The 26,513-nt window shown below is 46.7% G+C and carries 24 protein-coding genes and 1 tRNA gene; 13 read left to right on the top strand and 12 right to left on the bottom strand.

Going from position 1 to position 26,513, the window contains the following annotated elements:
- Positions 1-132: a potassium channel family protein gene (locus Q0241_RS22625; protein ID WP_366941208.1), complete on the top strand. Its 132-nt coding sequence runs from the start codon at positions 1-3 to the stop codon at positions 130-132.
- A gap of 62 nt (positions 133-194) precedes the next feature.
- Here the strand turns inward: Q0241_RS22625 and Q0241_RS20350 are convergent.
- From Q0241_RS20350 to Q0241_RS20325, 6 genes are all read right to left on the bottom strand, one after another.
- Positions 195-271, bottom strand: a tRNA-Ile gene (locus Q0241_RS20350).
- A 184-nt stretch (positions 272-455) separates the two neighbouring features.
- On the bottom strand, positions 456-1,364 hold the full coding sequence (locus Q0241_RS20345; RefSeq protein ID WP_299380913.1) for an MBL fold metallo-hydrolase: 909 nt from the start codon (positions 1,362-1,364) through the stop codon (positions 456-458).
- 167 nt (positions 1,365-1,531) lie between these two features.
- Positions 1,532-2,014, bottom strand: a complete 483-nt coding sequence (locus tag Q0241_RS20340) for an ASCH domain-containing protein (protein WP_299380912.1) — start codon at positions 2,012-2,014, stop codon at positions 1,532-1,534.
- Between the two features lie 32 nt (positions 2,015-2,046).
- Positions 2,047-4,065 carry an RNA polymerase sigma factor RpoD gene (rpoD, locus tag Q0241_RS20335; RefSeq protein ID WP_299380911.1) on the bottom strand — a complete coding sequence of 673 codons (2,019 nt, stop codon included), beginning with the start codon at positions 4,063-4,065 and terminating at the stop codon, positions 2,047-2,049.
- Between the two features lie 76 nt (positions 4,066-4,141).
- Entirely contained in the window at positions 4,142-6,130 is a 1,989-nt protein-coding gene (dnaG, locus tag Q0241_RS20330) for a DNA primase (RefSeq protein ID WP_299380910.1), read from the bottom strand.
- 127 nt (positions 6,131-6,257) lie between these two features.
- On the bottom strand, positions 6,258-6,710 hold the full coding sequence (locus Q0241_RS20325) for a GatB/YqeY domain-containing protein (RefSeq protein WP_299380909.1): 453 nt from the start codon (positions 6,708-6,710) through the stop codon (positions 6,258-6,260).
- Positions 6,711-6,922: 212 nt separating this feature from the next.
- Here Q0241_RS20325 and carA point away from each other — a divergent pair, with 212 nt between their 5' ends.
- The 5 genes from carA to Q0241_RS20300 all read left to right on the top strand — a co-directional run bounded on the left by carA (position 6,923) and on the right by Q0241_RS20300 (position 13,327).
- On the top strand, positions 6,923-8,128 hold the full coding sequence (carA, locus tag Q0241_RS20320; protein ID WP_299380914.1) for a glutamine-hydrolyzing carbamoyl-phosphate synthase small subunit: 1,206 nt from the start codon (positions 6,923-6,925) through the stop codon (positions 8,126-8,128).
- Positions 8,129-8,242: 114 nt separating this feature from the next.
- A complete protein-coding gene (carB, locus tag Q0241_RS20315; RefSeq protein WP_299380908.1) occupies positions 8,243-11,503 on the top strand; it encodes a carbamoyl-phosphate synthase large subunit in 3,261 nt (1,086 codons plus the stop codon).
- Positions 11,504-11,581: 78 nt separating this feature from the next.
- A complete protein-coding gene (greA, locus tag Q0241_RS20310; protein WP_299380907.1) occupies positions 11,582-12,058 on the top strand; it encodes a transcription elongation factor GreA in 477 nt (158 codons plus the stop codon).
- Positions 12,059-12,137: 79 nt separating this feature from the next.
- Positions 12,138-12,701 carry a histidine phosphatase family protein gene (locus Q0241_RS20305; protein ID WP_299380906.1) on the top strand — a complete coding sequence of 188 codons (564 nt, stop codon included), beginning with the start codon at positions 12,138-12,140 and terminating at the stop codon, positions 12,699-12,701.
- Positions 12,702-12,829: 128 nt separating this feature from the next.
- Complete coding sequence (locus Q0241_RS20300; RefSeq protein WP_299380905.1) at positions 12,830-13,327, top strand: DUF4410 domain-containing protein; 498 nt, start codon at positions 12,830-12,832, stop codon at positions 13,325-13,327.
- A 65-nt stretch (positions 13,328-13,392) separates the two neighbouring features.
- On the opposite strand, the gene Q0241_RS20295 is transcribed toward Q0241_RS20300, so the two are convergent.
- Both Q0241_RS20295 and Q0241_RS20290 read right to left on the bottom strand, forming a co-directional pair.
- Positions 13,393-14,043 (bottom strand): hypothetical protein, encoded by a 651-nt coding sequence (locus Q0241_RS20295; protein ID WP_299380904.1) that lies wholly within the window; start codon positions 14,041-14,043, stop codon positions 13,393-13,395.
- Positions 14,044-14,068: 25 nt separating this feature from the next.
- On the bottom strand, positions 14,069-16,168 hold the full coding sequence (locus Q0241_RS20290) for a S9 family peptidase (RefSeq protein ID WP_299380903.1): 2,100 nt from the start codon (positions 16,166-16,168) through the stop codon (positions 14,069-14,071).
- Positions 16,169-16,294: 126 nt separating this feature from the next.
- Between Q0241_RS20290 and Q0241_RS20285 the strand changes: the two genes are divergently transcribed.
- From Q0241_RS20285 to Q0241_RS20275, 3 genes are all read left to right on the top strand, one after another.
- Positions 16,295-16,471 (top strand): DUF4169 family protein, encoded by a 177-nt coding sequence (locus Q0241_RS20285; protein ID WP_299380902.1) that lies wholly within the window; start codon positions 16,295-16,297, stop codon positions 16,469-16,471.
- Between the two features lie 204 nt (positions 16,472-16,675).
- Positions 16,676-17,098 carry a MerR family transcriptional regulator gene (locus Q0241_RS20280; protein WP_299380901.1) on the top strand — a complete coding sequence of 141 codons (423 nt, stop codon included), beginning with the start codon at positions 16,676-16,678 and terminating at the stop codon, positions 17,096-17,098.
- Positions 17,099-17,101: 3 nt separating this feature from the next.
- Positions 17,102-17,485, top strand: coding sequence for a carboxymuconolactone decarboxylase family protein (locus Q0241_RS20275; RefSeq protein ID WP_299380900.1), 384 nt, complete (start codon positions 17,102-17,104; stop codon positions 17,483-17,485).
- Between the two features lie 126 nt (positions 17,486-17,611).
- Here the strand turns inward: Q0241_RS20275 and Q0241_RS20270 are convergent, their stop codons facing one another.
- The gene (locus Q0241_RS20270) at positions 17,612-18,301 is read right to left on the bottom strand and encodes a cell wall hydrolase (RefSeq protein ID WP_299380899.1); all 690 of its coding nucleotides are present in this window, start codon (positions 18,299-18,301) and stop codon (positions 17,612-17,614) included.
- 709 nt (positions 18,302-19,010) lie between these two features.
- Here Q0241_RS20270 and Q0241_RS20265 point away from each other — a divergent pair.
- The 4 genes from Q0241_RS20265 (at position 19,011) to ung (ending at position 23,108) form a co-directional block, all read left to right on the top strand.
- Positions 19,011-19,844, top strand: a complete 834-nt coding sequence (locus Q0241_RS20265) for an AsmA family protein (RefSeq protein ID WP_299380898.1) — start codon at positions 19,011-19,013, stop codon at positions 19,842-19,844.
- Between the two features lie 183 nt (positions 19,845-20,027).
- The gene (locus Q0241_RS20260; protein ID WP_299380897.1) at positions 20,028-21,287 is read left to right on the top strand and encodes an FAD-dependent monooxygenase; all 1,260 of its coding nucleotides are present in this window, start codon (positions 20,028-20,030) and stop codon (positions 21,285-21,287) included.
- Between the two features lie 174 nt (positions 21,288-21,461).
- Positions 21,462-22,379, top strand: a complete 918-nt coding sequence (locus Q0241_RS20255) for a LysR family transcriptional regulator (RefSeq protein WP_299380896.1) — start codon at positions 21,462-21,464, stop codon at positions 22,377-22,379.
- A 30-nt stretch (positions 22,380-22,409) separates the two neighbouring features.
- Positions 22,410-23,108 (top strand): uracil-DNA glycosylase, encoded by a 699-nt coding sequence (gene ung, locus Q0241_RS20250; protein ID WP_299380895.1) that lies wholly within the window; start codon positions 22,410-22,412, stop codon positions 23,106-23,108.
- Between the two features lie 46 nt (positions 23,109-23,154).
- On the opposite strand, the gene Q0241_RS20245 is transcribed toward ung, so the two are convergent.
- From Q0241_RS20245 to Q0241_RS20235, 3 genes are all read right to left on the bottom strand, one after another.
- Entirely contained in the window at positions 23,155-23,697 is a 543-nt protein-coding gene (locus Q0241_RS20245; protein ID WP_299380894.1) for an ACT domain-containing protein, read from the bottom strand.
- Positions 23,698-23,918: 221 nt separating this feature from the next.
- Entirely contained in the window at positions 23,919-25,103 is a 1,185-nt protein-coding gene (locus Q0241_RS20240; RefSeq protein ID WP_299380893.1) for an extracellular solute-binding protein, read from the bottom strand.
- Between the two features lie 389 nt (positions 25,104-25,492).
- On the bottom strand, positions 25,493-26,362 hold the full coding sequence (locus Q0241_RS20235) for an ABC transporter permease (RefSeq protein ID WP_299380892.1): 870 nt from the start codon (positions 26,360-26,362) through the stop codon (positions 25,493-25,495).
- Between the last annotated feature and the right edge of the window lie 151 nt (positions 26,363-26,513).

The raw sequence follows: 26,513 nt of genomic DNA, 5'->3' as shown, positions 1-26,513 counted from the left end.
ATTACGACATTAGGGTATGGTGATATTGTCCCAGTAACAGATACTTCGCGCCTTTTAATCTCTCTTGAATCAATCTTAGGGATAATTTTAATTGGTCTTTTTTTAAACTCAATAGTTACTAATAAACAGTGAGGTTATTCGTATTAGAGGAGCGGATCTCCTTAATAATACCTTTAGCATAATAAAAAAATATTTGGTGGGCCCGGCAGGACTTGAACCTGCGACATCTCCGTTATGAGCGGAGGGTTCTAACCAACTGAACTACAGGCCCACTTGAGCGCCTAATGTTGCTCAGGCGCTCGGAATCTTCAAGTGTTAAATGTTCGATTCTGTAACAGAATTATAAAAATTTTCGACTTGATTAATTTACCCACCAAATATTGAGCTTAATGACAGGTAATGAATATCACGCTTTGCATCATAGACACACATAAACAAAATGGTACACCCGTGTATCATGCGTAGGAAAGTCGTGCGGCACCGTAGGAGACAGATTTGCTAACGGGGTCAACCCGCATCAGGTCTTCGCCAACTAAAACGGGGCCGTCGAATGACTTCTGAACTTCGGCAAGGAGTTCATCGCGGTTGCTGTTTGGCGGGACGATATGGGTCAAGAGCAGACAGCCAACGTCAGCTTCGCTTGCCACCTTCCCGACTTCGTCTGACAAAGTATGGTAGCCCGCAACGGCTGCGATGGTCTCGGCAGAACGTACGCCTTCAACCACGTGCATTTCCCGATGCACAAAGACTTCATGTACCAAGAGATCAACGCCTTTAGCCGCCTTGATCAGGGCCGGGCAATAGGTGGTATCCCCAGACAATGCGATCTTGGTTGCGCCTTTACCCTTTCCACTTTCTTTGGGTGCAGCAAAGACAAAGCCAAAAGCGGGATCAATAGGTTGATGATCCACAGCAACGACATCAACGGTGACTTCTCCGAATTGGAGGCGCTCACCCGCTTTAATCTCGGTAATATCCAGTTCCAAGGCGGCTGTCGAGGGGCGTTTTTCGTGCTTAATGCGCAGGTCCAGTTCTTCTTTCCAGACCGCCATCAGGCCTTCAACAAACTTGCGCGTTCCCGTGGGCCCATAGATCCGTTGTGGTGTTGTCCGCCCCTGATGCCAGGCAGAGACAATCACCTGATAGATATCAATCACATGATCAGAATGCAGGTGCGTGAGTAAAATGGCATCCAGCTTGGCCCCGGACGATCCTGTGCCAACAAGACGCTGCGTCACGCCGGAACCACAATCGATCAGGATTTCGGTGGTTCCATCGGCACTGGTATGGCGGATCAATTGTCCTGCTCCATAGCGTTCCGTATGTACCGCCGGACAGCCCGTCCCCAAAAGTGTGATATCCATCTTTACCTCTCTATTGTTCGCCCCGTTATTACCGGCTTTTCATCCCGTTTGAATACAGGCTTTGCCGTGTACTTCTGTAACGCTGTTCTATAATTTAGTTACATGTGCTTAGTTACATGACGGAGAACTTTGTGCAAAACAAGTATCAAATGAAACGACTATAGTCGTTATTTTACCGGATAGATCAACTTGAAACGTTCAAGCACCAATAGGGTATCTTTGTTGAAACTGTTCCCTGTTGCCTCTGCACGGCGAGTGAAAAATTCCTGATGTGCACGCCGCCATTCTGCAAAGGTTCCCTCACCTTCTGCCAACGCAAATTCCTCTGAAACATCACAGAAAGCAGCCAGAGAAACAGACGTCATTTGAATCAAACAACGAGGCATTCCTGCAAAATCTGTCAGGATGTGATAACTCCCCTGCTCGGGTGGGTCTTCGTTATCGTGCTCATAATCAAACAACGCCCCACAGGTCGCCGTTTTCTTTCCCTCGAGAACCAAGGCTAACAGATCATCTGCCAACTCTGCACTATCACCAAAGAACCATGATGAAAAAGAGGCGTTCCGGTCTTCTGCCGGGATATAATCCCAACAGCTTTTCCAGAACGCCTCTAACTTTTCATCTGATCCCCGAAGTGGATTTTCAGCCATCATCAGGTCCCAGTAATATCTTTACGCCTTTATCAGGTATCCAAGAAACTACGCAGTTTGCGCGAACGACTTGGATGCTTGAGCTTACGCAGTGCTTTCGCTTCGATCTGACGAATACGTTCACGTGTTACCGAGAACTGCTGCCCCACTTCTTCCAACGTATGGTCGGTGTTCATGCCGATACCAAAACGCATGCGCAGCACACGCTCTTCACGTGGGGTCAAGCTGGCGAGAACACGGGTCGTGGTTTCGCGCAGGTTAGACTGGATCGCAGAATCAAGTGGAATAACAGCGTTTTTATCTTCGATGAAATCACCGAGATGACTGTCTTCCTCGTCCCCGATTGGGGTTTCAAGCGAAATAGGCTCTTTGGCAATCTTCAGGACCTTGCGCACTTTTTCAAGCGGCATGCCCAGACGTTCTGCCAATTCTTCCGGCTGCGGCTCACGGCCAATTTCATGAAGCATCTGACGGCTGGTACGAACCAGCTTATTGATGGTTTCAATCATATGAACCGGAATACGGATTGTCCGGGCCTGATCCGCGATAGAGCGGGTAATGGCCTGACGGATCCACCAAGTCGCGTAAGTCGAGAATTTGTAACCACGACGGTATTCAAACTTGTCCACCGCCTTCATCAAACCAATATTACCTTCCTGAATAAGATCCAGGAATTGAAGACCACGGTTCGTGTACTTCTTGGCAATAGAGATCACAAGACGCAGGTTGGCTTCGACCATTTCTGTCTTGGCACGGCTGGCTTCTTTTTCACTGGTCTGCACGACTTTAACAGTCTTGCGGAATTCAGGAATTGGCAAACCAACATCATCGGCAACCTTGGAAATGCTACCACGAATTTTGGTGATATCTTCCGCATAACGGTCTGCGAATTTATCCCAGCCCTTGCCTTTGTAACTTTTAATTTCTTCGAGCCAGTTCGGGTGAAGCTCACTACCGAAATAGGTATCGAGGAATTCCTGACGCGCCACACCAGACTTTTCAGCCAGACGCAGAAGCTTACCTTCTTGAGACATCAGGTTTTTGTTCAAGCCGTAAAGCTGATCCATAAGCTGTTCAAGACGGTTAGAGTTAAAGTGAACCCCTTCCATAAGCTCGATCATTTCCTGCTTCATCTTGCTGTATTTTTTCTCTACAGCGTCCGGCACCTTGTCACCGGCAAGCAAGGATGTCAGGCGTTTTTCCTGAACTTTACTCAGCTTCTGTTGATGCCCTGCAATGTTTTCGAGCATCTCGAGAACCTGTGGCAGCAAAGCTTCTTCCATGGCAGCAAGAGACATGTTGTTCTCTTCGCCGTCATCGTCGTCGTCTTCACCACTTTCAGCAGAGGCTTCCTCACCTTCGGCTGGTGCGGGCTTGTCTTCATCATCGTCGTCAGCAACTTTTTCACCAGGCTGGCTGACGATTTCATCTTCGACATCTGTCTTTTCGCCTGCGCCGGATTCTTCAAACGCGATATCATCGTCGTTTGGCCCGCCGCCATAAGTAGCGTCTAGATCAATAATGTCTCTGAGCAGAAGATCACCCTGAATCAGGCCTTCGCGCCAGTGAAGTAAGGAGCGAATTGTCAGCGGGCTTTCGCAAATCCCGCCGATCATTTTATCCCGGCCAGCTTCGATACGCTTCGCAATCGCGATCTCGCCTTCGCGAGACAGCAATTCAACAGTGCCCATTTCACGAAGATACATACGAACAGGATCATCGGTACGTCCGGCGTCCTCTTCCTTTACGTTACCGACAACAACTTCATCGGGTTTCGCTTCTTCGTCTACGGCTTCGTCTGATTCTTCGTTTTCGACGACATTAATACCCATCTCGGAAAGAAGGGCCATGATGTCTTCGATCTGCTCGGATGACATCTCATCAGATGGCAAAACCTTGTTGAGCTCGTCATAAGTGACATAGCCAACTTCTTTTGCCTTCGCGATCATCTTTTTGACAGTCGCGGATGTAATATCCATTAGAGGTCCGTCGGAAGTTTCTTCCCGATTTTCCGTGCTTTTTTCAGCGGTTTCGGTCGCCTTGGTCGCCATATAACCTTGTACCCCAAATAGCAATTTAGCACGCTAGCCGATTCTATTAATTAGCCAACGTGCTCTCTCGTAACGCTTAGTGACTGTCTTCATAGGCATCCGGGTCATAACTATCCAAATCAATAGCTATACCGGATGTCTCTTGCCGGAGTTGCTTGTGCGCCTCTAGCTGAGTCAATCCCGTTTCGTCCATATTCGCCGCAAATTCGCGGCTGTGAACACCTTTTTCCTGTTCTGCCTGTTTCTCGCGGAACATAGCCGCTATATGCGTCACACCGTGCTCAGCTGCGTAGCTGTCCGTTGCCGGTCGCGCAAATTTTCCGTGATCCATAACAGCAGGACTCAAGAGTTCATCCATTAGTCGAGAATATCCCTTATCGCAGAGTTGGCATTTAAGTGCCTCTCTGTCAAGATCTGGGTCTCGAACAATAACATCCACGAGATCTTGTAACACCCTGTTATACGCCTCGCTTGGAAGCCTCAAACTCGCCAGATCCTCTAGCTGTTTGGACAAAACGTTCGGGTGATTGATCAACGTCGCCAGTAAAACCTGTTCCTGTCGCTGCGCTAATTTTCTCGCAGGTAAATTCGGTCGGGGGATACGCGGGTCCAATTCAAACGAATCCTTCTTCCCCCACTGGCCGTTGCGATTCTGCTTGCGTCCGGCCTGTTTTTTATAGGGCTTGTTATATCCTTGAGAGCTATTTCCGCCATAACCGCCGCCCCCTTGATTAAAGCCCTGATTATACCCCTGGACCACAGGCTGCGCGGAACCTTTATTTTTTACGCCCGTCAGCTCATCAAATCGCCGGAACATTTCCTTTTGATACTCGAACTTCAAGTCCTTATCGGTGATCACACTGAACTGCCTGCGCAGCTCGGCCTTTAAGGCGGCGCGCCGTTCAGGTGTTTCAATATCTACGCCCATGGTCGTTTTTCGCCACAGCATTTCTGACAAGGGCTTTGCCGTGCGTAGAACTTCCCGCATCTGTGCAGGGCCTTGTGTCTGAATAAGGCTGTCCGGATCTTCTCCTTCGGGCAAGGTCGCAAAGCTAAGCGATTTTCCCGGCTGGATAATGGGCAAAGCCCGTTCTACCACTCTATTCGCCGCACGAATACCCGCAGTATCACCATCCAGACACAACACAGGTTCCGGCACCATGCGCCAAAGTTCCTGTATCTGGTCTTCGGTTACCGCCGTTCCCAAGGGCGCAACAGCCGATGGAAAACCAGCTTGCGACAGGGCAATAACATCCATATACCCCTCGGTCACAATAACCTCGCCCAAATCATGAGCGGCTTGCCGTGCACTTGCCAGATTGTAAAGAATCTTGCCTTTATGGAAGAGAATCGTATCCGGTGAGTTCAGATATTTGGCTTTGCTGTCCCCCAAGGCACGTCCACCGAAAGCAATAATTCGACCACGGCGATCTGTAATTGGGAACATCAGGCGATGGATGAAATAATCCCAGTACTCATTTCCATCAGTACGTTTATCCTCATCACTATGTTTGATCACACCGACATCGACCAGCTGTTCGTCGTCAATCCCGCGCGCGTTCATAGCTTTGCGGATCAAGCCCCGTTGATTGGGGGAATAACCAAGACGAAAACGACTGACGGTTTCCGGCCTCAAACCGCGACGATTAACGTAATCACGCGCTTCTTTACCTGCATCGCCTGCCAGTTGTTCTTCGAACCACTTGGCGACTTCTTCCATCACATCATAAAGGCTGGCGCGCTTTTTCGATCTCTCTGCCTCTTCTTTCGTGGCTTTTGGCACCTGCAAGCCAGCCTGTTCAGCAAGGCGTTCTACAGACTCCGGAAAAGAAAGGCCCTCTGTCTCGGTAACAAAGGTAATAACGTCCCCATGGGCACCACAGCCGAAGCAATGATAGAATCCCTTATCATCATTGACAGTGAATGAAGGAGTTTTTTCATTATGGAACGGGCAGAGGCCGCTGAATTCCCGACCGCGTTTGGTAAGTTTTACCTTGCGCCCAACCACACCGGAAACCGGCACACGTGCGCGCAGTTCATCTAAAAACTCAGGCGTGAATGACATTGAGGGGCGTGTTCCCAAACCAACATGTACCTTGATCTGAAAGATAGCTTATCACAGCAGTGAAAAAGAAAACAGAACCCATAGCATCCCATGAGTTCTGTTTACATATAATCAGCTTTTGGCAGATTTAAACCAGTTTGGTTTTTACAACACCGCTGGCTTTACCAAAATCCATTGTGCCCGCATACTTAGATTTAAGCGCGCCCATAACTTTTCCCATATCTTTAATGGAATCCGCCCCAAGCTCAGCAATAAGATCTTCGACAATCTTTTCTATTTCTTCAGAAGACATCTGCTTCGGAAGAAATTTTTCGATGATCTCAATCTCACTCTGTTCGCGTTCTGCGAGTTCTGTACGACCAGCCTTCTCGTACATTTCAATCGAATCTCTTCTTTGGCGAATCATTTTCTGGAGCATTTCCAGAACAGCTTCCTCGCCGATAGGATCACTCCCCTCGCCACGCGCCGCGATATCGCGGTCTTTTAAAGCAGCTAAAATAAGCCTAAGCGTTGATATCGCTTGCTTATCTTTGTTGCGCATAGCTTCTTTGAGAGCATCATTCAAGCTGTTACGTAGCATCATTTGCCCCGAACAAGTTTAGAAAGGACCAGAACCTACTCTAAAAAGAAAGAAATGGCAAAGTTTTAAAAACTTTCTAAGTGATTGTTATTAAACAATATTTTCTTTCGTGTTTTTCTTGACCTAAAAGCCACTTATGCTTATACAAAGGCCTCAGCTATTAAATCGCTGACGATTACGTCTGCCTAAAGGACGCCTCATCCATGAGTATTATGACATCAAAAGAAACCTCCGTCTCCCAGACAGGGGTTGTTGATTCTGCCTGCAAACAACCTGCGGGAGCAACCGCGGTCCTCGTTCTTGCCAACGGGCAAGTCTTTTGGGGAAGAGGGTTGGGCGCAGAAGGTGAAGCCGTTGCAGAAGTTTGCTTCAACACCTCTATGACCGGGTATCAGGAAATCCTGACCGACCCTTCGTATGCTGGACAGATCATTACCTTTACCTTCCCGCACATCGGGAATGTTGGAACGAATGACGAAGACATCGAAACAATTACACCGTCTTCACGCGGCGCCATTCTCCGAATGGATATCACGCAGCCTTCTAACTGGCGCGCGACCCGTGATCTTGATGCGTGGCTAAAATCTCACAACCTCAGTGCGATCACAGGTGTTGATACCCGTGTCCTGACCCGTCTTATCCGTGACAATGGCGCGCCGAACGGCTGCATAGCCTATCACGCTGATGGCAAATTTGATCTGGAAGCATTGCGCAAGAAAGCCGCTGACTTCCCCGGCCTAAACGGTATGGACCTCGCCAAAGAAGTTACCTGTGCCCAGACAGCAAACTGGAATGAAAAGCGCTGGACTCTTGAAGAGGGTTACCAGAACGAAGACAATCCCGAGTTTCATGTTGTCGCTGTAGATTTTGGTGCCAAACGTAATATCCTGCGCTCTCTCAGCTCCCAAGGTTGCCGCGTAACCGTTGTGCCAGCAGATGCTACTGCAGATGAAATTCTGGCTCACAAGCCAGATGGCGTCTTCCTGTCCAATGGACCGGGCGACCCTGCGGCAACAGGTGTATACGCCATCCCAATGGTAAAAGCGCTTCTTGACCAGAAAGACTTGCCAATCTTTGGTATCTGTCTTGGTCACCAGATCCTTGCACTTGCCCTTGGCGCTGACACCAAGAAAATGCATCTTGGCCACCGTGGCGCAAACCATCCGGTCAAAGATTTCACCACGAACAAGGTCGAAATCACCAGTCAGAACCATGGTTTTATGGTGGACAAAGACAGCCTGCCGGAAAATGTTGAAGAGACACATATCTCGCTTTTCGACAATACCAACCAAGGTATTCGTCTGAAAGATCGTCCGGTGTTCTCTGTGCAATACCACCCAGAGGCTTCGCCCGGACCACAGGATAGTCAATACCTGTTCAAGCGGTTCCGCGATCTTATGGCTGAGCGCCGAAAATAATTTGCAATGGCGGCGCTTTCAACAGCAGCCGCCATTGTTTTAACAAGACAGCTGAACAGCTCAAAGCCCAGCACAAGGCAAGAGCAAACAGACAAAAGATGAGTACAGCAGACCATGCCTAAAAGAACAGACATCAAATCCATCATGATCATCGGCGCGGGGCCGATCATTATCGGTCAGGCTTGTGAGTTTGACTATTCCGGTGCTCAGGCCTGTAAAGCGCTACGCGAAGAAGGTTACCGGGTTATTCTGGTAAACTCGAACCCGGCGACAATTATGACCGATCCCGGTCTTGCCGACGCCACCTATATCGAGCCGATCACACCGGAAATTGTTGAAAAGATCATCGAGAAAGAAAAACCCGATGCGCTTTTACCAACGATGGGCGGTCAAACAGCCTTGAATACAAGCCTTGCGCTTGAACGCTCAGGTGTTTTGCACAAACACGGCGTTGAAATGATCGGCGCGAAGGCTGATGTCATTGAAAAAGCCGAAGATCGCTTGCTGTTCAGAACAGCCATGGAAAAAATTGGCCTGAAATCTCCACGATCCAGCGTTGTTCATTCATACGAAGAAGCTCTGGAAGCTCTGGAAACGGTTGGCATTCCCGCAATTATCCGCCCGTCTTTCACCCTAGGTGGTACAGGCGGCGGCATTGCGTACAACCCCGAAGAGTTCGAAGAAATTGTCAAAAGCGGTCTGAAAGCCTCTCCAACCACCGAAGTTCTCGTTGAACAATCCGTCCTGGGGTGGAAAGAGTACGAAATGGAAGTTGTCCGCGACAATGCTGACAACTGTATCATTATCTGTTCCATCGAAAACATTGATCCCATGGGCATCCACACGGGCGATTCCGTTACTGTGGCCCCGGCCCTGACGCTGACAGATAAAGAATACCAAATCCTCAGAGATGCCTCTATCAACTGTCTACGCGAAATTGGTGTTGAAACAGGTGGCTCAAACGTACAGTTCGGCCTTAATCCTGAAAACGGCGAACTCGTGGTTATTGAAATGAACCCACGTGTATCTCGTTCTTCCGCTCTAGCATCCAAAGCAACGGGCTTCCCGATTGCCAAGATCGCGGCAAAGCTGGCTATTGGTTATACATTGGATGAGCTTAAAAACGATATCACCAAAGTTACCCCGGCATCATTTGAGCCTACGATTGACTATGTCGTCACCAAGATCCCGCGTTTTACCTTTGAGAAATTCCCGGGTGCAGAAGATTACCTGACCACAGCGATGAAATCTGTGGGTGAAGCAATGTCCATCGGACGCTGCTTTGCTGAATCAGTTCAAAAAGCGCTGCGGTCCATGGAAACTGGCCTGACTGGATTTAACGAAGTTGATATCCCCGGCGCAGTTGATGCAGACGGCAATGTTGATAAAGACACCGTTCGCTCTTTCTTGTCTAAACCAACAAAAGACAGAATGCTGACCATTGCGCAGGCACTGCGTCATGGCTTGACCGTTGAAGAGATCTTTGACGTCACAAAATTTGACCCATGGTTTGTGCGCCAAATCGAAGACATTGTCCTGATGGAAAATGATATTCGTGAAAACGGCCTGCCAAAAGATCGTCAATCCTTCTTGAACCTCAAAAAAATGGGCTTTGCCGACGCACGTCTTGCAGAACTGACCAACCAGGAAGAAGCAGACGTCACCAAGCACCGTCACAGCCTGAACGTCACCCCGGTCTTCAAGCGGATTGATACATGTGCGGGTGAGTTCCCCTCGACAACGCCTTACATGTACTCTTGCTACGAAGGCGACGGTGTTAACCCGGCGGAATGTGAATCCGATCCAACCGATCGTGAAAAGATCATGATCCTTGGTGGCGGCCCGAACCGTATTGGTCAAGGTATCGAATTTGATTATTGCTGCGTCCACGCGGCCTATGCCCTTAGCGATGCAGGTTACGAGACCATTATGGTCAACTGTAACCCGGAAACAGTTTCCACCGATTACGATACCTCGGATCGTCTCTATTTCGAACCTCTTACCGGTGAAGACGTTATCGAGATCGCTCGCAAGGAGCAAAGCAACGGCACCCTCAAGGGTGTAATTGTACAGTTTGGTGGCCAGACGCCTCTGAAGTTGTCTCAGGCTCTCGAAGATGCGGGTATTCCGATCCTCGGCACATCTCCGGATGCCATCGACCTTGCCGAAGATCGCGAACGCTTCCAAAAGCTCTTGCAAGAGCTTGACCTGCGCCAACCGATCAATGGTACAGCAACAACCAGAGAAGAAGCCTTTGCCGTTGCTGAGCGTATTGGGTTCCCCGTTGTTATCCGCCCGTCCTATGTTCTTGGGGGGCGTGCAATGGAAATCATACACGAAACCAGCCAATTGGAACGCTACATCAACACAGCCGTACAGGTATCGGGTAAAAACCCTGTCCTTCTTGACGGGTATTTGCAGGACGCAATCGAAGTTGATGTTGATGCGATCTGTGATGGCAAAGATGTCTTTGTTGCCGGGATTATGGAACACATCGAAGAAGCCGGTATTCACTCTGGTGACTCAGCCTGTTCTCTACCACCTTACAGTCTGTCCAAAAGCATTATTGCCGAGATTAACGAGCAAGCTCATAAACTTGCCCTCGCCCTCAATGTTGTCGGCTTGATGAATGTTCAGTTCGCGGTCAAAGACGATGTTGTTTACATACTCGAAGTAAATCCGCGTGCCAGCCGGACAGTACCTTTTGTTGCCAAAGCAACCGGAAATGCCGTCGCCAAAATTGCTTCCCGTGTCATGGCGGGCGAAAAGCTAGCCAATATCGACCTAATCACAGAGCGTGGCGATCATATTGCCATTAAAGAAGCGGTCTTCCCCTTCAACCGTTTCCCGGGTGTTGATGTCATGCTTGGCCCTGAAATGCGGTCAACAGGCGAAGTTATGGGATTGGATACATCCTTTGGCCGCGCTTTCCTCAAAGCACAAATGGCCGTTGGCATTGATCTTCCCGATGAAGGAACCGTCTTTATCTCTGTAAAAGACCATGACAAGAAAGTTATAGAAGGCCTCGCCAAAGATCTTTTGGATATGGGCTACACAATTGTCGCAACCAGCGGTACGGCAACCCACCTTCAAGATAAAGGTTTGGAAATAGAGCGTGCCCTGAAAGTTCGCGAAGGTCGCCCGAACATTGCCGACCATATTAAATCCGGCAAAGTTGACTTGATCATCAATACAACCGAAGGTGCCAAGGCAATTGCGGACAGTTTTGATATCCGCCGTGGCGCCCTTGATAGCTCGGTTCCATACTTCACAACGGCCAATGGTGCACGCGCCATGGTAGAGGCTTTAAAAGCAAAAAGAGAAGGCCTACTTGAAGTCGAGCCACTTCAGGCTTACTTTAAAACTTCGTTCTAATTTAAGTGGCTCCCGATTCTGCCCTAAAACGGTGGTGGAATCGGGAGTAACTGTTTGTAAATACGCCTGGAAAAGCGAATGAGTGAAAAGTTTCCTATGACCAAGGAGGGCCTTGTCCGCCTTGAAGAAGAGCTTCGTAACCTGAAAGTTGTCGAACGTCCGGCAGTGATTCGCGCGATTGCCGAAGCACGCGAACACGGCGACCTATCAGAAAACGCCGAGTACCACGCCGCCCGTGAAAAGCAGAGCTTTATCGAAGGTCGTGTTCTTGAGCTCGAAGCAAGAATTTCCCGTGCAGAGGTTATTGACGTTGCCACAATGAGCGGTTCAACCGTGAAGTTTGGTGCCACAATAACCATTGCCGACGAAGATACTGACGAAGAATCGACCTATCAGCTGGTTGGCGATCTGGAAGCAGATGTAAAAGCTGGCCGTATTGCCATTACGTCGCCGATGGCGCGCGCAATGATTGGCAAAGAAGAAGGCGATTCCATCGAAGTCAGAACACCTGCGGGTGAAAAGGGCTATGAAATCGTCAAGATTGAATATGTTTAAGCTATAATTTTTTGGCTAATTGCTACCCGGTATTTCATTGGAATACCGGGTATTTTTTTACCTTAAATGGAATCACTCTATGCTGCTTCACAAAGAATTCTATTACATACGTCATGGCCAAACCGATTGGAACGCCAAAGGTTTGATGCAGGGTTTTACCGATATCCCCCTGAACGAGACCGGACGAAAACAGGCTTACGAAGCAGCGGAAGCGATTAAAGGCACAGAGATTAAAACCATCTGCGCCAGCCCCCTTGGGCGGGCCTTGGAAACAGCTAAAATCCTCAACAAGGTCCTCAACTGTGAAATTGTCATTATTGATGAGCTTAAAGAGGCAGGTTTTGGGAAACAGGAAGGACTTGTAGACGATGGTTGGTTCGAAGCTTGGAAAGACGGTGAATTCACCCCAGAAGGCGCTGAAACAAGACTTGAGTTTATTGAACGCGCAACAAAAGCCGTCAACAAAGCGATAGATCGCCCCGGCCCGGTTTTAGTTGCAGCCCACGGCGGTCTCTACGGAGCGATCAAACATCATTTTGATTTACCCGATTATGAGCCACTACCTAATTGCGCCCTATGCCACCACACCCCACCGAATACAGAAAGTTCCTTTTGGCACCGACAGTTTATGAATTCTGTTTAAATCCATGTACTCTCACCCCTCCAAAAAGCAACTTTAAGACGAATACAATCAAATTAAAACTTGCAGAGGCAGTGCAAAACGAACAAACATCCCTCTATTCATATTGATGATTAGTAAGGATCGTTATCGTGCTTAAAAAAGTTCTTATAACTCTTTTTTTAACCCTCTTTGTCACAGCTTGTAGTTCGTCCGGGAAGTTAACTCAAACAGTAGCCCCGACATCTGTAATTGATCATACAGCCTATGCAAATTTGAGCGTTTCAACAGGACAGGACGACGATGCAAAAGATTTTGCAAATCGTCTTCAGGATCGCCTTTTTGGAAAACTCGTAAGTCGCAAAGTTTTTACAAGCGTGAATCAAAATGACGCAACAGCAAAGTATGACTTGGAAATCACAATTTCCGGTGCAAAAAAAGTATCTGGTGCAGCGAGAGTGCTGTTTGGCGTTTTTGCTGGCTCTAACAATGTAACCGCCGACGTTACTCTAACAGATAAAAATACCGGTGAAGTTATTACCACCTTCAAGGCAGAAGGAAAATCAGCTTCACACCCATTTTCATCAGAAAGTGGTGCTGAAGATGCTATTCGCGAAGTCAGCGAACAGATCGTAACAGGTTTATTATAGCCTATTACACTTTGGGCCAGATCAAATAAATCTGGCCCTTTTAGTACTTAAAATTTGTACCGCACCTATTCTAGAAAACGCACTGTTTGATAAAAGAATGACCGAGCAAGCTCACGTCTTAGAGAAGCACTATGAATTCTCATGATAGTTCCGCCTTGCTCTTGCCCATAGGTGTAAAAGCTATCCATCAAACTTGTTTCATAAGCCAACCACTTCTTTCGTGCATCAGAAAGCTGAGCATACACTGTTTTTGAGGCGGTTTGCGAAAGCTCATCAAACAGGTACTCACTCTCTCCGTTCCAACGTTCAGCGCTTTGATGAAAACATCCCGCAATGCCTAAAGTTGACAATGCAGTCTCGAGACAAGCTTTCTCTAGCAGCTCAATCGGATTATCTTCTGGGGCAAAGACAACTTTGAAAAAAGTGCCCTCTGCCATCCGATGAATTCCGGCCCCCTTCTTTGCATCCAAGACCCGCTCAAACTTTTCACCTACGATCCATTTCTCAATTTGCTCAAAAGAGATAAATCGATAATAGAAGGCGGCCTCAATTCCCTTGTTTTCCTGAGTTTGGAAATACACATAGCCAGGATCATGGAACTCTTTATAAACAAGTTCTCCCACGATCAGAATTTCCGATTTTTCTTCCGCTTTTACACCAGAAATCGCAAAAAGGAGGAAAAAAACTGTTAAGAAATACCAATATTTTACTCTCATATCCGCCTATTCTTTTGCATATCACCTAAATCTCAAACACCTTGATCAGAAACGCATCCATCAGGGCAACTTCTTTCAAACGCTCAAAACGGCCGGAAGCACCACCGTGGCCTGCGGACATATTGGTTTTGAAAATCAGATGATTACTGTCTGTTTTAAGTTCACGCAAACGCGCAACCCACTTTGCAGGTTCCCAATAGGTGACACGCGGATCAGTTAGCCCGGCAGTGACCAGCATGTTTGGATAATCTTGTACCGTCACATTATCCACGGGTGAATAGGATTTAATGTAATCGTATGCCTCTTTACCCACGATAGGATTGCCCCATTCCGGCCATTCCGGCGGCGTCAGCGGCAGGGTTTCATCACACATGGTTGTCAGCACGTCCACAAAGGGAACATCAGCCACAATCGCCTTGAAGAGATCAGGCCGCATGTTAGAGATAACACCCATTAACATACCACCAGCGCTGCCACCATGTGCCGCAATCTGTCCCGCGGCGGTATAGCCCTTGGCAATTAGATGCTCTGCTGCAGCGATAAAATCGATAAAAGTATTCTTCTTCTTGTCCATTTTACCATCAAGATACCAACCATAGCCTTTATCTGTACCGCCGCGAATATGGGCAATAGCATAGACAAAGCCACGATCGACAAGTGAGAAGCTGTTGCGCATGAAACCTGCAGGGATTGCATTTCCATAAGATCCATAGCCATAGAGCAACAAAGGCGCTTTGCCATCCAGCACCGTATCTTTTCGGTGAATCAATGAAATCGGCACCAGTGCACCATCGTGCGACGGTGCTAATAACCTACGAACCACATAGTCATCCGGATTATGCCCGCTTGGAATTTCATCTTCCTTGCGCAATGTCCGTTCCCGACTTTCCATATCGTAATCGAACACACGCGCGGGTGTTGACGGTGATGAATAGCTAAAACGTAGTGTCTTGGTATCGAACTCATATCCGCCGGACATGCCAAGGCTATAAGCCTCTTCATCAAAAGCAATTTCGTGCTCCAGACTGTCAGCAAAGCGCGTCACAATAATTTTTGGTAGGCCTTCTACACGTTCCAACCTCGCCATAAAATCTTTAAATACGAGCAAGCTCAAAATCAAAACGCCGGGTTTATGAGCAACCAGGTCCTTCCAGCTTTCTCGCCCCGCGTTGTCCAAAGACGTTTCACAGATTTTAAAATCTACAGCCTCATCGGCGTTGGTCAGAATGAGAAGACGCCCTTCATGATCACTGACTTCGTACTCAATTCCCGGTTCACGTACAGAAACAACAACGGGTTTTAAAGCCGGGCTTTGTGCTGGGATCAAATGAACTTCGGATGTTTGGTGATCATGCGCCAGTATCTGAATAAACTTGCCGGACTCACTTTTCCCGATGCCGACAAAGAAGCCGGGATCATTTTCTTCATAAACAAGCACATCAAGGTTTTCATCATCACCCAGATAGTGTCTTAACACTTTTGACGGACGATGGTTGTCATCCAATACGGTATAAAACAGCGTTTGATTATCTGCTGCCCAAACGACAGAACCAGAGGTGCTGTCGATCACATCCTCCAGTTCTGATCCGGTTGTGAGATCCTTGATTCTCAGCGTGTAATATTCAGAGCCTTTTTCATCGACACTATAGGCAACATAGCGATGGTCTGGACTGTGTGAGCAACTGGCGATTTGGAAAAAATCTTTGCCTTCGGCCTTTTCATTACCATCAAGAAGAACAACTTCGTCACCTTGGCCGTCTGTTGGTTTGCGACAAAAAATGGGGTGCTGCTGTCCTTCTTCATACCGCACATAATAAAGCCAAGGGCCATCCGGCGATGGCACTGAAGAATCATCTTCCTTAATACGCCCTTTTAACTCTTCGAACAGTAATTTTTGCTGCTCTTCCGTATCTGCCATCACGGCTTTGCAGTATCCGTTTTCCTGTTCGAGGTAATCGCGAATATCCGGCGCCAGTTTATCCGGTTGTCGCATAACTTCCTGCCAGTTATCTGCCCGTAACCATGCATAGGGATCTTCACGTCGATCACCATGTAGTTCATGCACGTACGGTTTTTGCTGCGCTTTTGGGGCAAAATCATTTTCAGATACTGGACTGCGGGTCATCGTGGCTCCATCTGGTCTTAAAAAAGTTCTGGTACAGAAGCATTAAATGGTTACATCATATTAGGAAACAAGAAATGACAGGAAATTGCATCTGGCAACACATCATGCAGAAGGCAGTAAAATTTCATGAGTAATGTTATCAATCTAAGGCAAGCGCGTAAGAACAAAGCGCGTAAAGAAAAGGCCACCAAGGCTGCTGATAACCGTGTTGAGTTCGGCCGGACAAAGACAGAAAAAGAAATTTCCAAAGTCGAAAAGAAACGTCAGACAAAAATTATCGACGACCATAAGCTAGATTCATAAGTCATTCCCTCCCCCTGTTAATGGAATCAGCGTCAGCTTCTGACACTTTTAAATATATTTCATAAAAACACTGTTGACCTAGAGTGCACCCCAGAATTTACCATCTGATTTGTTCTCCCCAAAGCAAAGGAGCACTCGGGATGCTCTAAAAGAGCTGTGGTCACAGAACACCGCTGCACACGGCAAAACAACTTAGGAAAAATTATGTATATCGGTGAGCTTTCAGCCCAGAGTGGTCTCTCCATAGATACACTTCGTTACTATGAGAAAATCGGCCTGATCCCGGATCCAACAAGAGATCAAGGAGGGCGCCGTGTTTATCAGGAATCAATTAAAGATTGGATTGCCTTCCTAAAGAAACTTCGCGCCACCGGTATGGGGGTTAAAGACATGGCCCGATACGCAGCTTTGCGAGAGGTTGGGCCAGAGACAGCAAACCAACGACGCCAGATGCTCGAAGACAGACGGGATATTGTCACGGCAAAGATCGAAGAACTCTCAGATTGTCTTAATTTATTAAATTACAAAGTTGATCTGTATGAAAAAATGGAACGCGACGGTCTGGAAACAAGCTCTCCGCTGGAAGCTAAAGTTCAAACCAAAGGCTTATTGAAAAAGGAAGATTAAACAATGGATAAATCCGCATTACAAAAAGGGCGTGATTATGCAGCGCAAAACCTAACGCCAAATCTGGAAGAAATATTAAGCGAGCGCTACGATGATTTAGTACCAGGAATGTCAGAAAGCCTGATTGAATGGGGGTATGGACGCCACTATTGTCGTGAAGGCCTTGACGCAAAAACTCGACAAATTTGCACCGTAGCTGCATTGACCGTACTCGGCGGACATACAGCGCCCCAGCTAAAAATCAATATCGAGCACGCGCTTAAAAGCGGCGCGAGTAAAAAAGAAATCGCAGAAGCAATCTGGCAAATGGCAGTATACGCCGGACTACCTGCGGCCATTAATGGATTAAATTCGGCCAAAGAAATCTTTGACGCCCAGAAAATTTAACCCAGAAGACTTAACCCACGAACTTAACCCACGTCTAAAAATTAAATATCTAGCGTGTTCTAGAAAACCGCTCACAAAAAAAGCGCCGTAAACGGCGCTTTTTACTATTTCAGGATCAGCGTGAAGCTACTTTACGTCTAATGAAGCAACTTCCAAATCATCCGTTTTCTCACGATAGAAAATATGGCGGCCAATAGTTGGCCCTTCGTCAAAAGCTGTACGCCATTTAGGGTTTACGTAATCAGCGTGATACCAAAGGGCACCTTCACTAACATCATTGGAAACACCCCAGTACACATACCGAGCTAGCTTTTGCGCCTCTTCCCAAGACGCCTGATCTTTAATTTCGTCTTTCTTACCGTCACACCACCAAGAAAATTGGCACTTGTTTAAGCGAGAAGAACCACCCTGTTGAACCACACCACATATCGTAGACGGGAAGCGCTTGCTTGCAACACGATTAAGAACAACATGGGCAACAGCACGTTTACCACTTGTATTTTCACTGCGGGATTCAAAGTAAATATTCTGTGCCAGACACTCTAGTTCAGTATCATAGCTTGCCGGCGTCGGACGGCGGCGCTCTAATTCGGGTAGGACAGCGTAATCACGCGCCAAAGGCCTCACATCAACAGGAGAAATAAAGTCATCTTCTGCCACCTGAACGGCTAGAGCATTTTGCTGCGCTTCAGGTGCAATTAACCCAGCACTGATAACAAGTGCAAACAAAAATGACGAAAAACCATACCAATGGTTACGGAATTGGCCACGTAGCCCATACCCTACACGTCTAATCTGTCGTAAACCACGTCTCATTTAAGTACCTCAGCTTATCACTTCAGCAGCTTCTTCAAGCCCGTGCCCACACAGCCTGTATCATTGTGAGCGTACCCCGATGTGGGGATGAATTAAAAACAAACAACCCTATGTCGCTTGTTACGACCAAATCTTTACAAGAGATTAACATAAAGAGTCAAAGAAATATTTATCATGAATTAGAGACAAAAACACATCAAACTACTTACACTCACCATGAATACATCAACTATAAAATACTTTTACTTTAACTTATCCATATTTACTTACAATAAAGAATAATAAGCCATGCAACTTTCGCATGCACCCTATGCCCACTAATCAAAAATGCTGATATTTATTGTGATAAAAATGAGACCTAAAAAAAACAAACTTAGCAACACTACAAGATATTGATTTATAATTATTTTTCATAATATAGCCATTTTTGATGAATTCTTTTCGTTAACAATTTTTATTTAAAACAATCATCGTGGCAAAATTACAACAGCCGAAAGGTATTCGAAAGCCTCAGATAACGCCCCGACTTTCATTAACCTTTTTACTTCAAGTGTTAACCATATTTACTGTATGCAAACTTGTTGGTTTTCGCGGATTCACAAAAATCCTCCCCAAATTTGACACCAGTTTTGCGGCATATACCTATAGATTTTGGCTGTCACAAATGTTTTAGTGCCCTATCAGATAAACCTCGGGGAAGCCTGAAACTATGAACAAGACCATTAAAATTGCCGGTATTACACTTATTTCAATTGCCGTGCTAATCGTCGCCGGCGTTATTTTCATATACTCATCACTGGATTCAATCGTTAAAGCCGCTGTCGAAAGCGTTGCTTCGGACATGACCCAGACAGAAGTCACACTTGATAACGTCTCTATTTCGCCGACGACAGGCGAAGGTAGCTTATCCGGTTTCCTTATGAGCAACCCGAAAGGCTTCAAATCAAGCGATGCTTTCAAATTTGAAGAGATCACAATTAAGGTTGATCCAACGTCTATCGCCAGCGATGTGGTGATTATCAACGAGATCCGCATCAAGGCCCCACACATCACCTATGAAGTCGGCCCGCAAAAAAGTAATATCGACACAATCAACGAAAACGCACAGACGACCAGTAGCGCTGATAACAGCGACAACAGTGCGGGTTCAGGCCCTAAATTCATCGTTGAGCACCTATACCTGAATGATGGCGAAGTTTCTGTCGCTGCTGCACCACTTGGGGATAAAACAATTGATGTTGATTTGCCCAACATACACCTTAAAGACATCGGCAAAGGGGGGAACGGTGCAAGCCCGGATGTTATTTTACAAGCAGCCCTTGGCGCAGTGACGAAAAATATCACCAGCGCGCTTAACTCTGTTGATCTAGAAGGCATTGCAAAAGATGTGAAAGGTCGCGTTCAGGACCTATCCGAAGGGGCCGCCAGCGGCGCTTCAGCAGTAACCGATACGGTTGGCGACGCTGCATCTGGTGCTTCCGACGGCCTAAAAGACGCCGCCGATGGTGCTGGAAATGCCATCAAAGGTCTGCTTGGTGACTAAACAAAGACCAAGATAAAAGTAATGAGGAATGGGGCCCTTGACGACAAGCGGCCCCATTTTTTTATCAATTCGCAAAATTCTCTAAACTGTGACAAGACAACACCTTGCACCACTGGTACTTTGAGGGTACCTCAGAATACAAAATAATACCTTCCGCATTCAGCACAGGTGTAGCCAGAGACCATGACCGACCAGAATTCTTCCGCAGCGCTTGCAAATCAGGTTCAGATTATTGGTGGCGGATTGGCCGGATTAAGTTTAGCCGCAGCACTTGGCACCGCAGGCATAAAGACACTTTTGGTCGACCTAGAACCGCCTTTGCCCGAAGATGCCTATCAAGATGCAAAAGATAATCGTACCACTGCGCTCATACAAAATTCGATAAATCTGCTCAACGCCTGTGGCGCGTGGGCCGGATGCGAAGAACACGCAACGGCGCTGACCGTCATGCGCATTGTTAATCTGCCGCGGGGGAAACAGAAATACCCCAGTTCAACTGATTTTGATTCCAGAGAGATAAACGACAGCCCCTTTGGCTTTAATGTGCCCAACGCCGTTTTACGAAGAACATTATGTGACAGATTAAGGGAACTGCCCGCCGTCACCCACCTAACATCAACCAAGATGGAACGACTGGAAGAAGGTGACAATGGCTATACCCTCACCCTGTCAAACGGGCAACGTTCTATAGCAGAATTGACAATTGGTGCTGATGGAAAAAACTCCCCCAGCCGCAAAGCGGTTGGCATCAAATCCATGTCTTGGCCCTATCCACAAACGGCCATAACCTGTTACATCGAGCACAGTAAATCGCACCAAAATGTTTCAACAGAAACCCATTTTCCAGCTGGCCCTTTCACTCTCGTACCAATGACAGGTAAACGATCATCTATCGTCTGGGTAGAAGAAACTTCCTTGGCGAAAAAAATGCTCGCTTTGGACGAAGAGGACTTCACAAAAAAACTGAAAGAGAAGATCAAAGGGCGCCTTGGCAATGTAAAGCTTTTTGGAAAACGTGGCGGGTTCCCTATATCTGCTATGCTCAGTAATTCTTTCCATGCCAACCGCTTTGCCCTTATTGCTGAAGCAGCACATGCACTGCCACCTATTGCGGCTCAGGGACTTAATCTGAGCTTACGTGATGTTGCCGTCTTGGCAGAGCTACTTATCGACCAAAATAATAAAGGAAACGATCTGGGCGACAGTCAGTTACTTGCTGAATACGACAGGGCCAGACGCTTCGATGTTGTAACACGCTTAGCTGCTGCCGATGGCCTTAACAGGTTTGCCTCAAATGACAGCGCTATTCTTCACAAGGTCAGGGACCTTGGACTATCCGCTGTGCGAAATTTTGCCCCGCTACGCCACTTCATGATGAAATCGGGAATGACATCCCCACTTGGAACACCGAGCCTGATGACGGGTAAAGAAATAAAAAAATAAAGCTAATGTCGCCAAGGTTATATGACTGTGCCGTTTTGAGTAATGGCTTTCAAGACATATCCCCTTATATCTTTTAGGGATATGTTGTATACACCCTCTGTCAGGAATTCGGCACGCCGTAGTTCTCAAAACGAATAAAAATATAACTCTATTGCACTACAGGAGATAACGACCTTGGATTTGCGCCAATTGGAACTACTCTGTGCGCTGGCGCGCGAAAAACATTTCGGACGAGCCGCGAAAAATTGCAACATCTCACAGCCGGCCTTTTCTGCCCGAATTCGACAGCTAGAGAACGAGCTCGGCGTTCCAATCGTCAAACGTGAGCGCAGCTTCCAGGGACTGACCACCGAAGGTGAATTGGTTGTTACTATCGCCCAGCGTATTCTGGCCGAAGCGCGGACTCTCAAGCAATCCCTCAGTCAAATGAGTAAAGGCTTGGCGGGGCATTTACGAATTGGGGCCATTCCCTCGGCAATGCCAATGATGTCGCTGATCAAGAATCCTTTTTGCGAAGCTCACCCCAATATAACTGTTTCAATTCTGTCACTCTCTTCAGCAGAAATACAGTTAGGCTTGGAAAAATTCGATCTTGAAGTCGGTGTCACTTATCTGAGTGATGAGCTCAGCACCAACGTCGAAAGTCACGAACTTTATCACGAAGAATACTCCCTTATCCACAAAGCAGACGGCCCATTAAAAGGCACAAAGACAATAACCTGGCAAGAAGCTGCCGAGTTGCCGCTTAGCCTCTTAACAAGGGATATGCAATATCGCCGTATTATCGATAAAACCTTTGAGGAACTCGATTGTTTTGTCACGCCACATACGCAAACCAACTCTATCACACAGCTTCTTCATGAAACGCGATTTGGCAACACATCCAGCATTGTTCCGATTAGCCTGATCCATGTCCTGCGCAACCTAGAAGGCGTCGTTGCAATTCCCCTGTCAGAACCAAGGCTTGTCAATAAAATCGGTATGATTATCGCCAAAAGAGAACCAAGCTCCCCCATCGCAAAAGAGTTTTTCAAACACACCAAACGTTTGGATGTGGAAAAACTGCTGCTTGAAGCAGGGCAGGAAAGCTAAAATAATTATCGATTAACTCTGAAACCTGACATGAATACAACAGCAGACACAGTAAAGCTTGATCCTAGCTGGAAAGAAGCGCTTTTTTCCGAGTTCAACAAAGATTATATGCGGAATCTTAAAGCCTTTTTGAAGCAACAAAAAGACAGTAAGAAAGTTATATTCCCCAAAGGTAACGAGCTTTTCCAAGCCCTTGATCTTACTCCAGTTGATAACGTGAAAATCGTTATTCTGGGGCAAGATCCATATCATGGCCCCGGTCAAGCACACGGGCTGTGCTTTTCTGTCAAACCGGACGTTCCGATCCCTCCCTCTCTTAAAAATATCTATAAAGAAATGGAGCAGGATCTTGGTATCCGCCAGCCACCTCACGGCTATCTCAATTCTTGGGCGGAACAAGGTGTCTTACTGTTAAACTCGGTTTTAACCGTTGAACAGCATAAAGCCGGATCGCATCAAGGCCGTGGCTGGGAAATCTTTACTGATAAAATAATAGAAACGCTAAACCAAAAACATAGCGGGTTAGTGTTCATGCTTTGGGGAAGCTATGCGCAAAAGAAAGGCGCTGTCATAGACCGAGACCGGCATCTCGTTTTACAATCGCCCCATCCATCGCCCTTAAGTGCCCACCGCGGATTTTTTGGCAACCAGCACTTTTCAAAAGCAAATGCATATCTGGAACAGCAAAAAAAGACAGCCATCAACTGGTTACTCCCTGAAAACCCTTAAGCATTCAGGACCAAATTCTCGGGCTGTCTTTTGATAGCTAACGCAGTTAAATCCGTGTTACAGTTCCCTGTAAATCATCCATGGTGATATCAACAAACAACTGGTTTGCCAGCTCTTCCAACTGTTCCCGAATACTGTCAACAGGCATAGATGTGGGAATAGCAATATTAATCTCTGCGCTGAAGATGCGCTCAGAAGACATTGCACCATCCTGACAGTCTGTAGAGATCTCATTGATCCCTATTTTCTTCTCAGCCAAGGCATGTGAAATGTCTTGAACAATACCGGGATGATCTGGACCAATTATCTCGAGACTAAGTTCACGCAAGGTCTCATCAGAGCCAACTTTGGTTTCTTGTTCGATGATGAGCTGACAGTTTGCACAACCAAGAGACTGTATATCGCTCTCTAAAGCTTTGTGGTTCGCTTCGGGGACAGAAACGCGAACGATACCTGCGAAGTTACTGGATAGCCTAGTCATCCTACTTTCCAGCCAATTACCGCCATGCTTATTCACCATCGTGGCCAGGTCATCAACCAACCCCGGCCGATCAGAACCAATAACTGTAAGGATAATGGTATTCGCCATGACACAATTCCTTTTCCCTGTGCATTATACAATTAGTATAAATTGTTGACTGCTCTCCATTTATACAAAAACGACTTTATTTACCTATTTAATGACATAATATTTCAAAAATTATTTAAAATATATCACCATCTGCCCCGGAGGGCACAAGAGTATCCGGAGGCGATCTCCCGGATTACCTGCAATGTCTTGAAACAAAAATATATAATAGCCCTTTGTAATCAGGCTGCTTCTACGTATTTTCGAACATAAATATCACGCAAATCCCGAAACCAAGCCGGTTCAGGTTTGAGCCAATAAAGGTCATCAATGGCTTTAGCGTCATTATAGGAAAAGTTAAATCGTTCTTGAGCAGCTAAATCCAATTCATTATGTGCATCTTTAACAACCGAATTATACCCAGAAGATGCCATAAACATCCCCGCACCTTTTGGAGATAAAAGCCAATTGATCAACTCATACCCTTGATCAACATTCGTGCTTCCGGCGGGAATTGCCAAAGTATCCAGCCAAGCAAGGGCCCCCTCTTTCGGGGCCAAAAATTTAAACCTGCTCTTTGTCTGCTTCCACAATGTGTGCGCAGCACCACCCCATCCTTGCCCAACAACACAATTGTTGAGCGTAAAGGCAGATGCCAAACCTTCGGTATCGCGCCAAAACTGGCGAACATGCGATTTATGTTCTTTGGCAAAAAGAAGTGCTTCGCCGAAAACTTCCCGGGAAAGGTCTTCATTTAAATAAGCAGAGTCCAATCGTTCTCCCGTTCCATCAAGCATCAATGCCATCGACGTCAGGGCAGATTCAGGGCGGGTCGCGACAAATCCCTTATTAATAAAGGACCATTGGTCATTCCAAGAGATCTCTCCGGGCTGATAGTCTCTTAACAGGCTATCAAAGACAATGCCTTCACAGCCCCAAGCAAAAGGCAGTGCATAACGACGTCCCCTATAAATTGTCCCCATATTTTCAGCATTTGACAGAATACTGCCATGTATAAAGCCAAGGTCTAACTTACCTTCATCAATTGGCTGTAACAGATCCCTCGCCAGATGCCAGTTTGTTAAAAAAGAGGACGACGGGAAGACAAGATCAAAACCCAGCCCCTTGGTCGCGTTAAGCATCAAGAGCGCTTCATCATTGCTGTCATATTCTGTCAGGTAAATTTGAATACCTGTATCTTTTTTAAACTCATCTATGATTTCTTGGTTGAAATAACCTTTCCAAGAAAAGACTTCTAACTCTTTCTCTGCGCTAATCGCCGGGGAAGGAAAAAGAGAAGATGCGCAACCGACACCCGTAAGACCCGCAAGCCCTTTGAGAAGGCTACGGCGCCCCATAACGGGTTCACGCTGTTTTAATGAAGCTGTTCTTTTGTCAGAAACGACAGGACGATACGGCACGACCATGGACTGAAACTTCCCAATTAATTTTTCTCTTCAGACAATGGTATCAAGCCCCCACTCAGCACACCTATCTGATCAGATAAAAAACGCTCTATTACGATATAAACATTGCCCCGCCAAAGATCAGTCCCCAATCCTTCGACGGGCTATACCAAGGCAGCATAATGGCCCCCTAGCAAAAAAGCCACATAGAAATGATATAGAAATATCACCCTTTAACCGAAAACCTTCATACAAAAAAAGACCGGGCATTAAAGCCCGGTCAAGTCATGTGGGGTAAGTTACTCGAGGAGCAACTTCCTTTTTATGTGCCGACCTTTCGGATCGGACGACACATAACTCTTGAGGTCACGTGAACAGACATATTTTAATGCCTGTTCAGCACCATATTCTTACGCGTCATCAGCCGTCTTTTTATCCCGCTGAACAAAAACAGATATCAAAGCCAAAACACCGGATACAACCATCAACATCAGTGACACAGCATTCAATGCAGGGGTTGATCCTTGTTTCAGGCGGTCAAACATGGTGATTGTTAGGGGAGAGTCCGATCCCACCAACATCAGGGTTGTGTTGAAATTCTCAAAAGACATCAGGAAACAAACAATCCCCGCACCAACCATTGCAGGTTTCAAGAAAGGAAGCGTAATCGTTTTTACCGCTTCCCACTTTGTTGCGCCCAAATTCAACGCAGCTTCTTCCAAGCTGGTATCAAATTTTCGAAGGCGAGCAGAAATCACCAACGTTGTGATCGTCGTTACAAAAGCAAACTGCCCCATAATAACGATAAACAAACCTGGGCGCAGAAAATCTAAATCCAGTCCGAAGCTGTCTTCAACACCATTGGCAATCGAGTTAGTGAAAATCAGGATAGAGATCCCCAATATCACACCGGGAATAACCAACGGCATCAGTGCGAAGATGTAGAGAACATTTTTCCCCGGGAAAGTATGGCGTTCAAACAAAAATGCATTACAGGTTCCCACAAAAACGGACAGTAATGTTACGCAAATAGCAATAAACCCGGAATAGCCAATTGATTCCAAAAGTTGTCCATCATTAAAGACCCCAATACGGGTATCTTCTGTGCCAATAAACCAGTCGAAGGTGAAACCATTCCATGGCATGGACGGGAACAGACTGTCGTTAAATGCAAAGACGCCAACAACCACAAGCGGTGCCGCCAGATATATAAAAAACAGTGTTATATAAGCCGCATAAAGACGTGTGCTGAACTTTGACTGAGGAAGAGACGGTATCATATCAAAGCTCCTTATTTCACAGTATCAGCAAGTGTTTGGCGACTTAACTTTAAGCCGACAAAAACAATCGCAGATGAAAGGAACAAAAGAAGGAAGCCAAAGGCAGAGCCAGATTCCCAGTTAAAGCGTGTGATAAACTGGTTATAGATTT

This window comes from uncultured Kiloniella sp., from assembly GCF_937128705.1.
Classification (GTDB): domain Bacteria; phylum Pseudomonadota; class Alphaproteobacteria; order Kiloniellales; family Kiloniellaceae; genus Kiloniella.
Note: the sequence above shows the minus strand (reverse complement) of the source record. Positions and strands in the feature narration are given on the sequence as shown.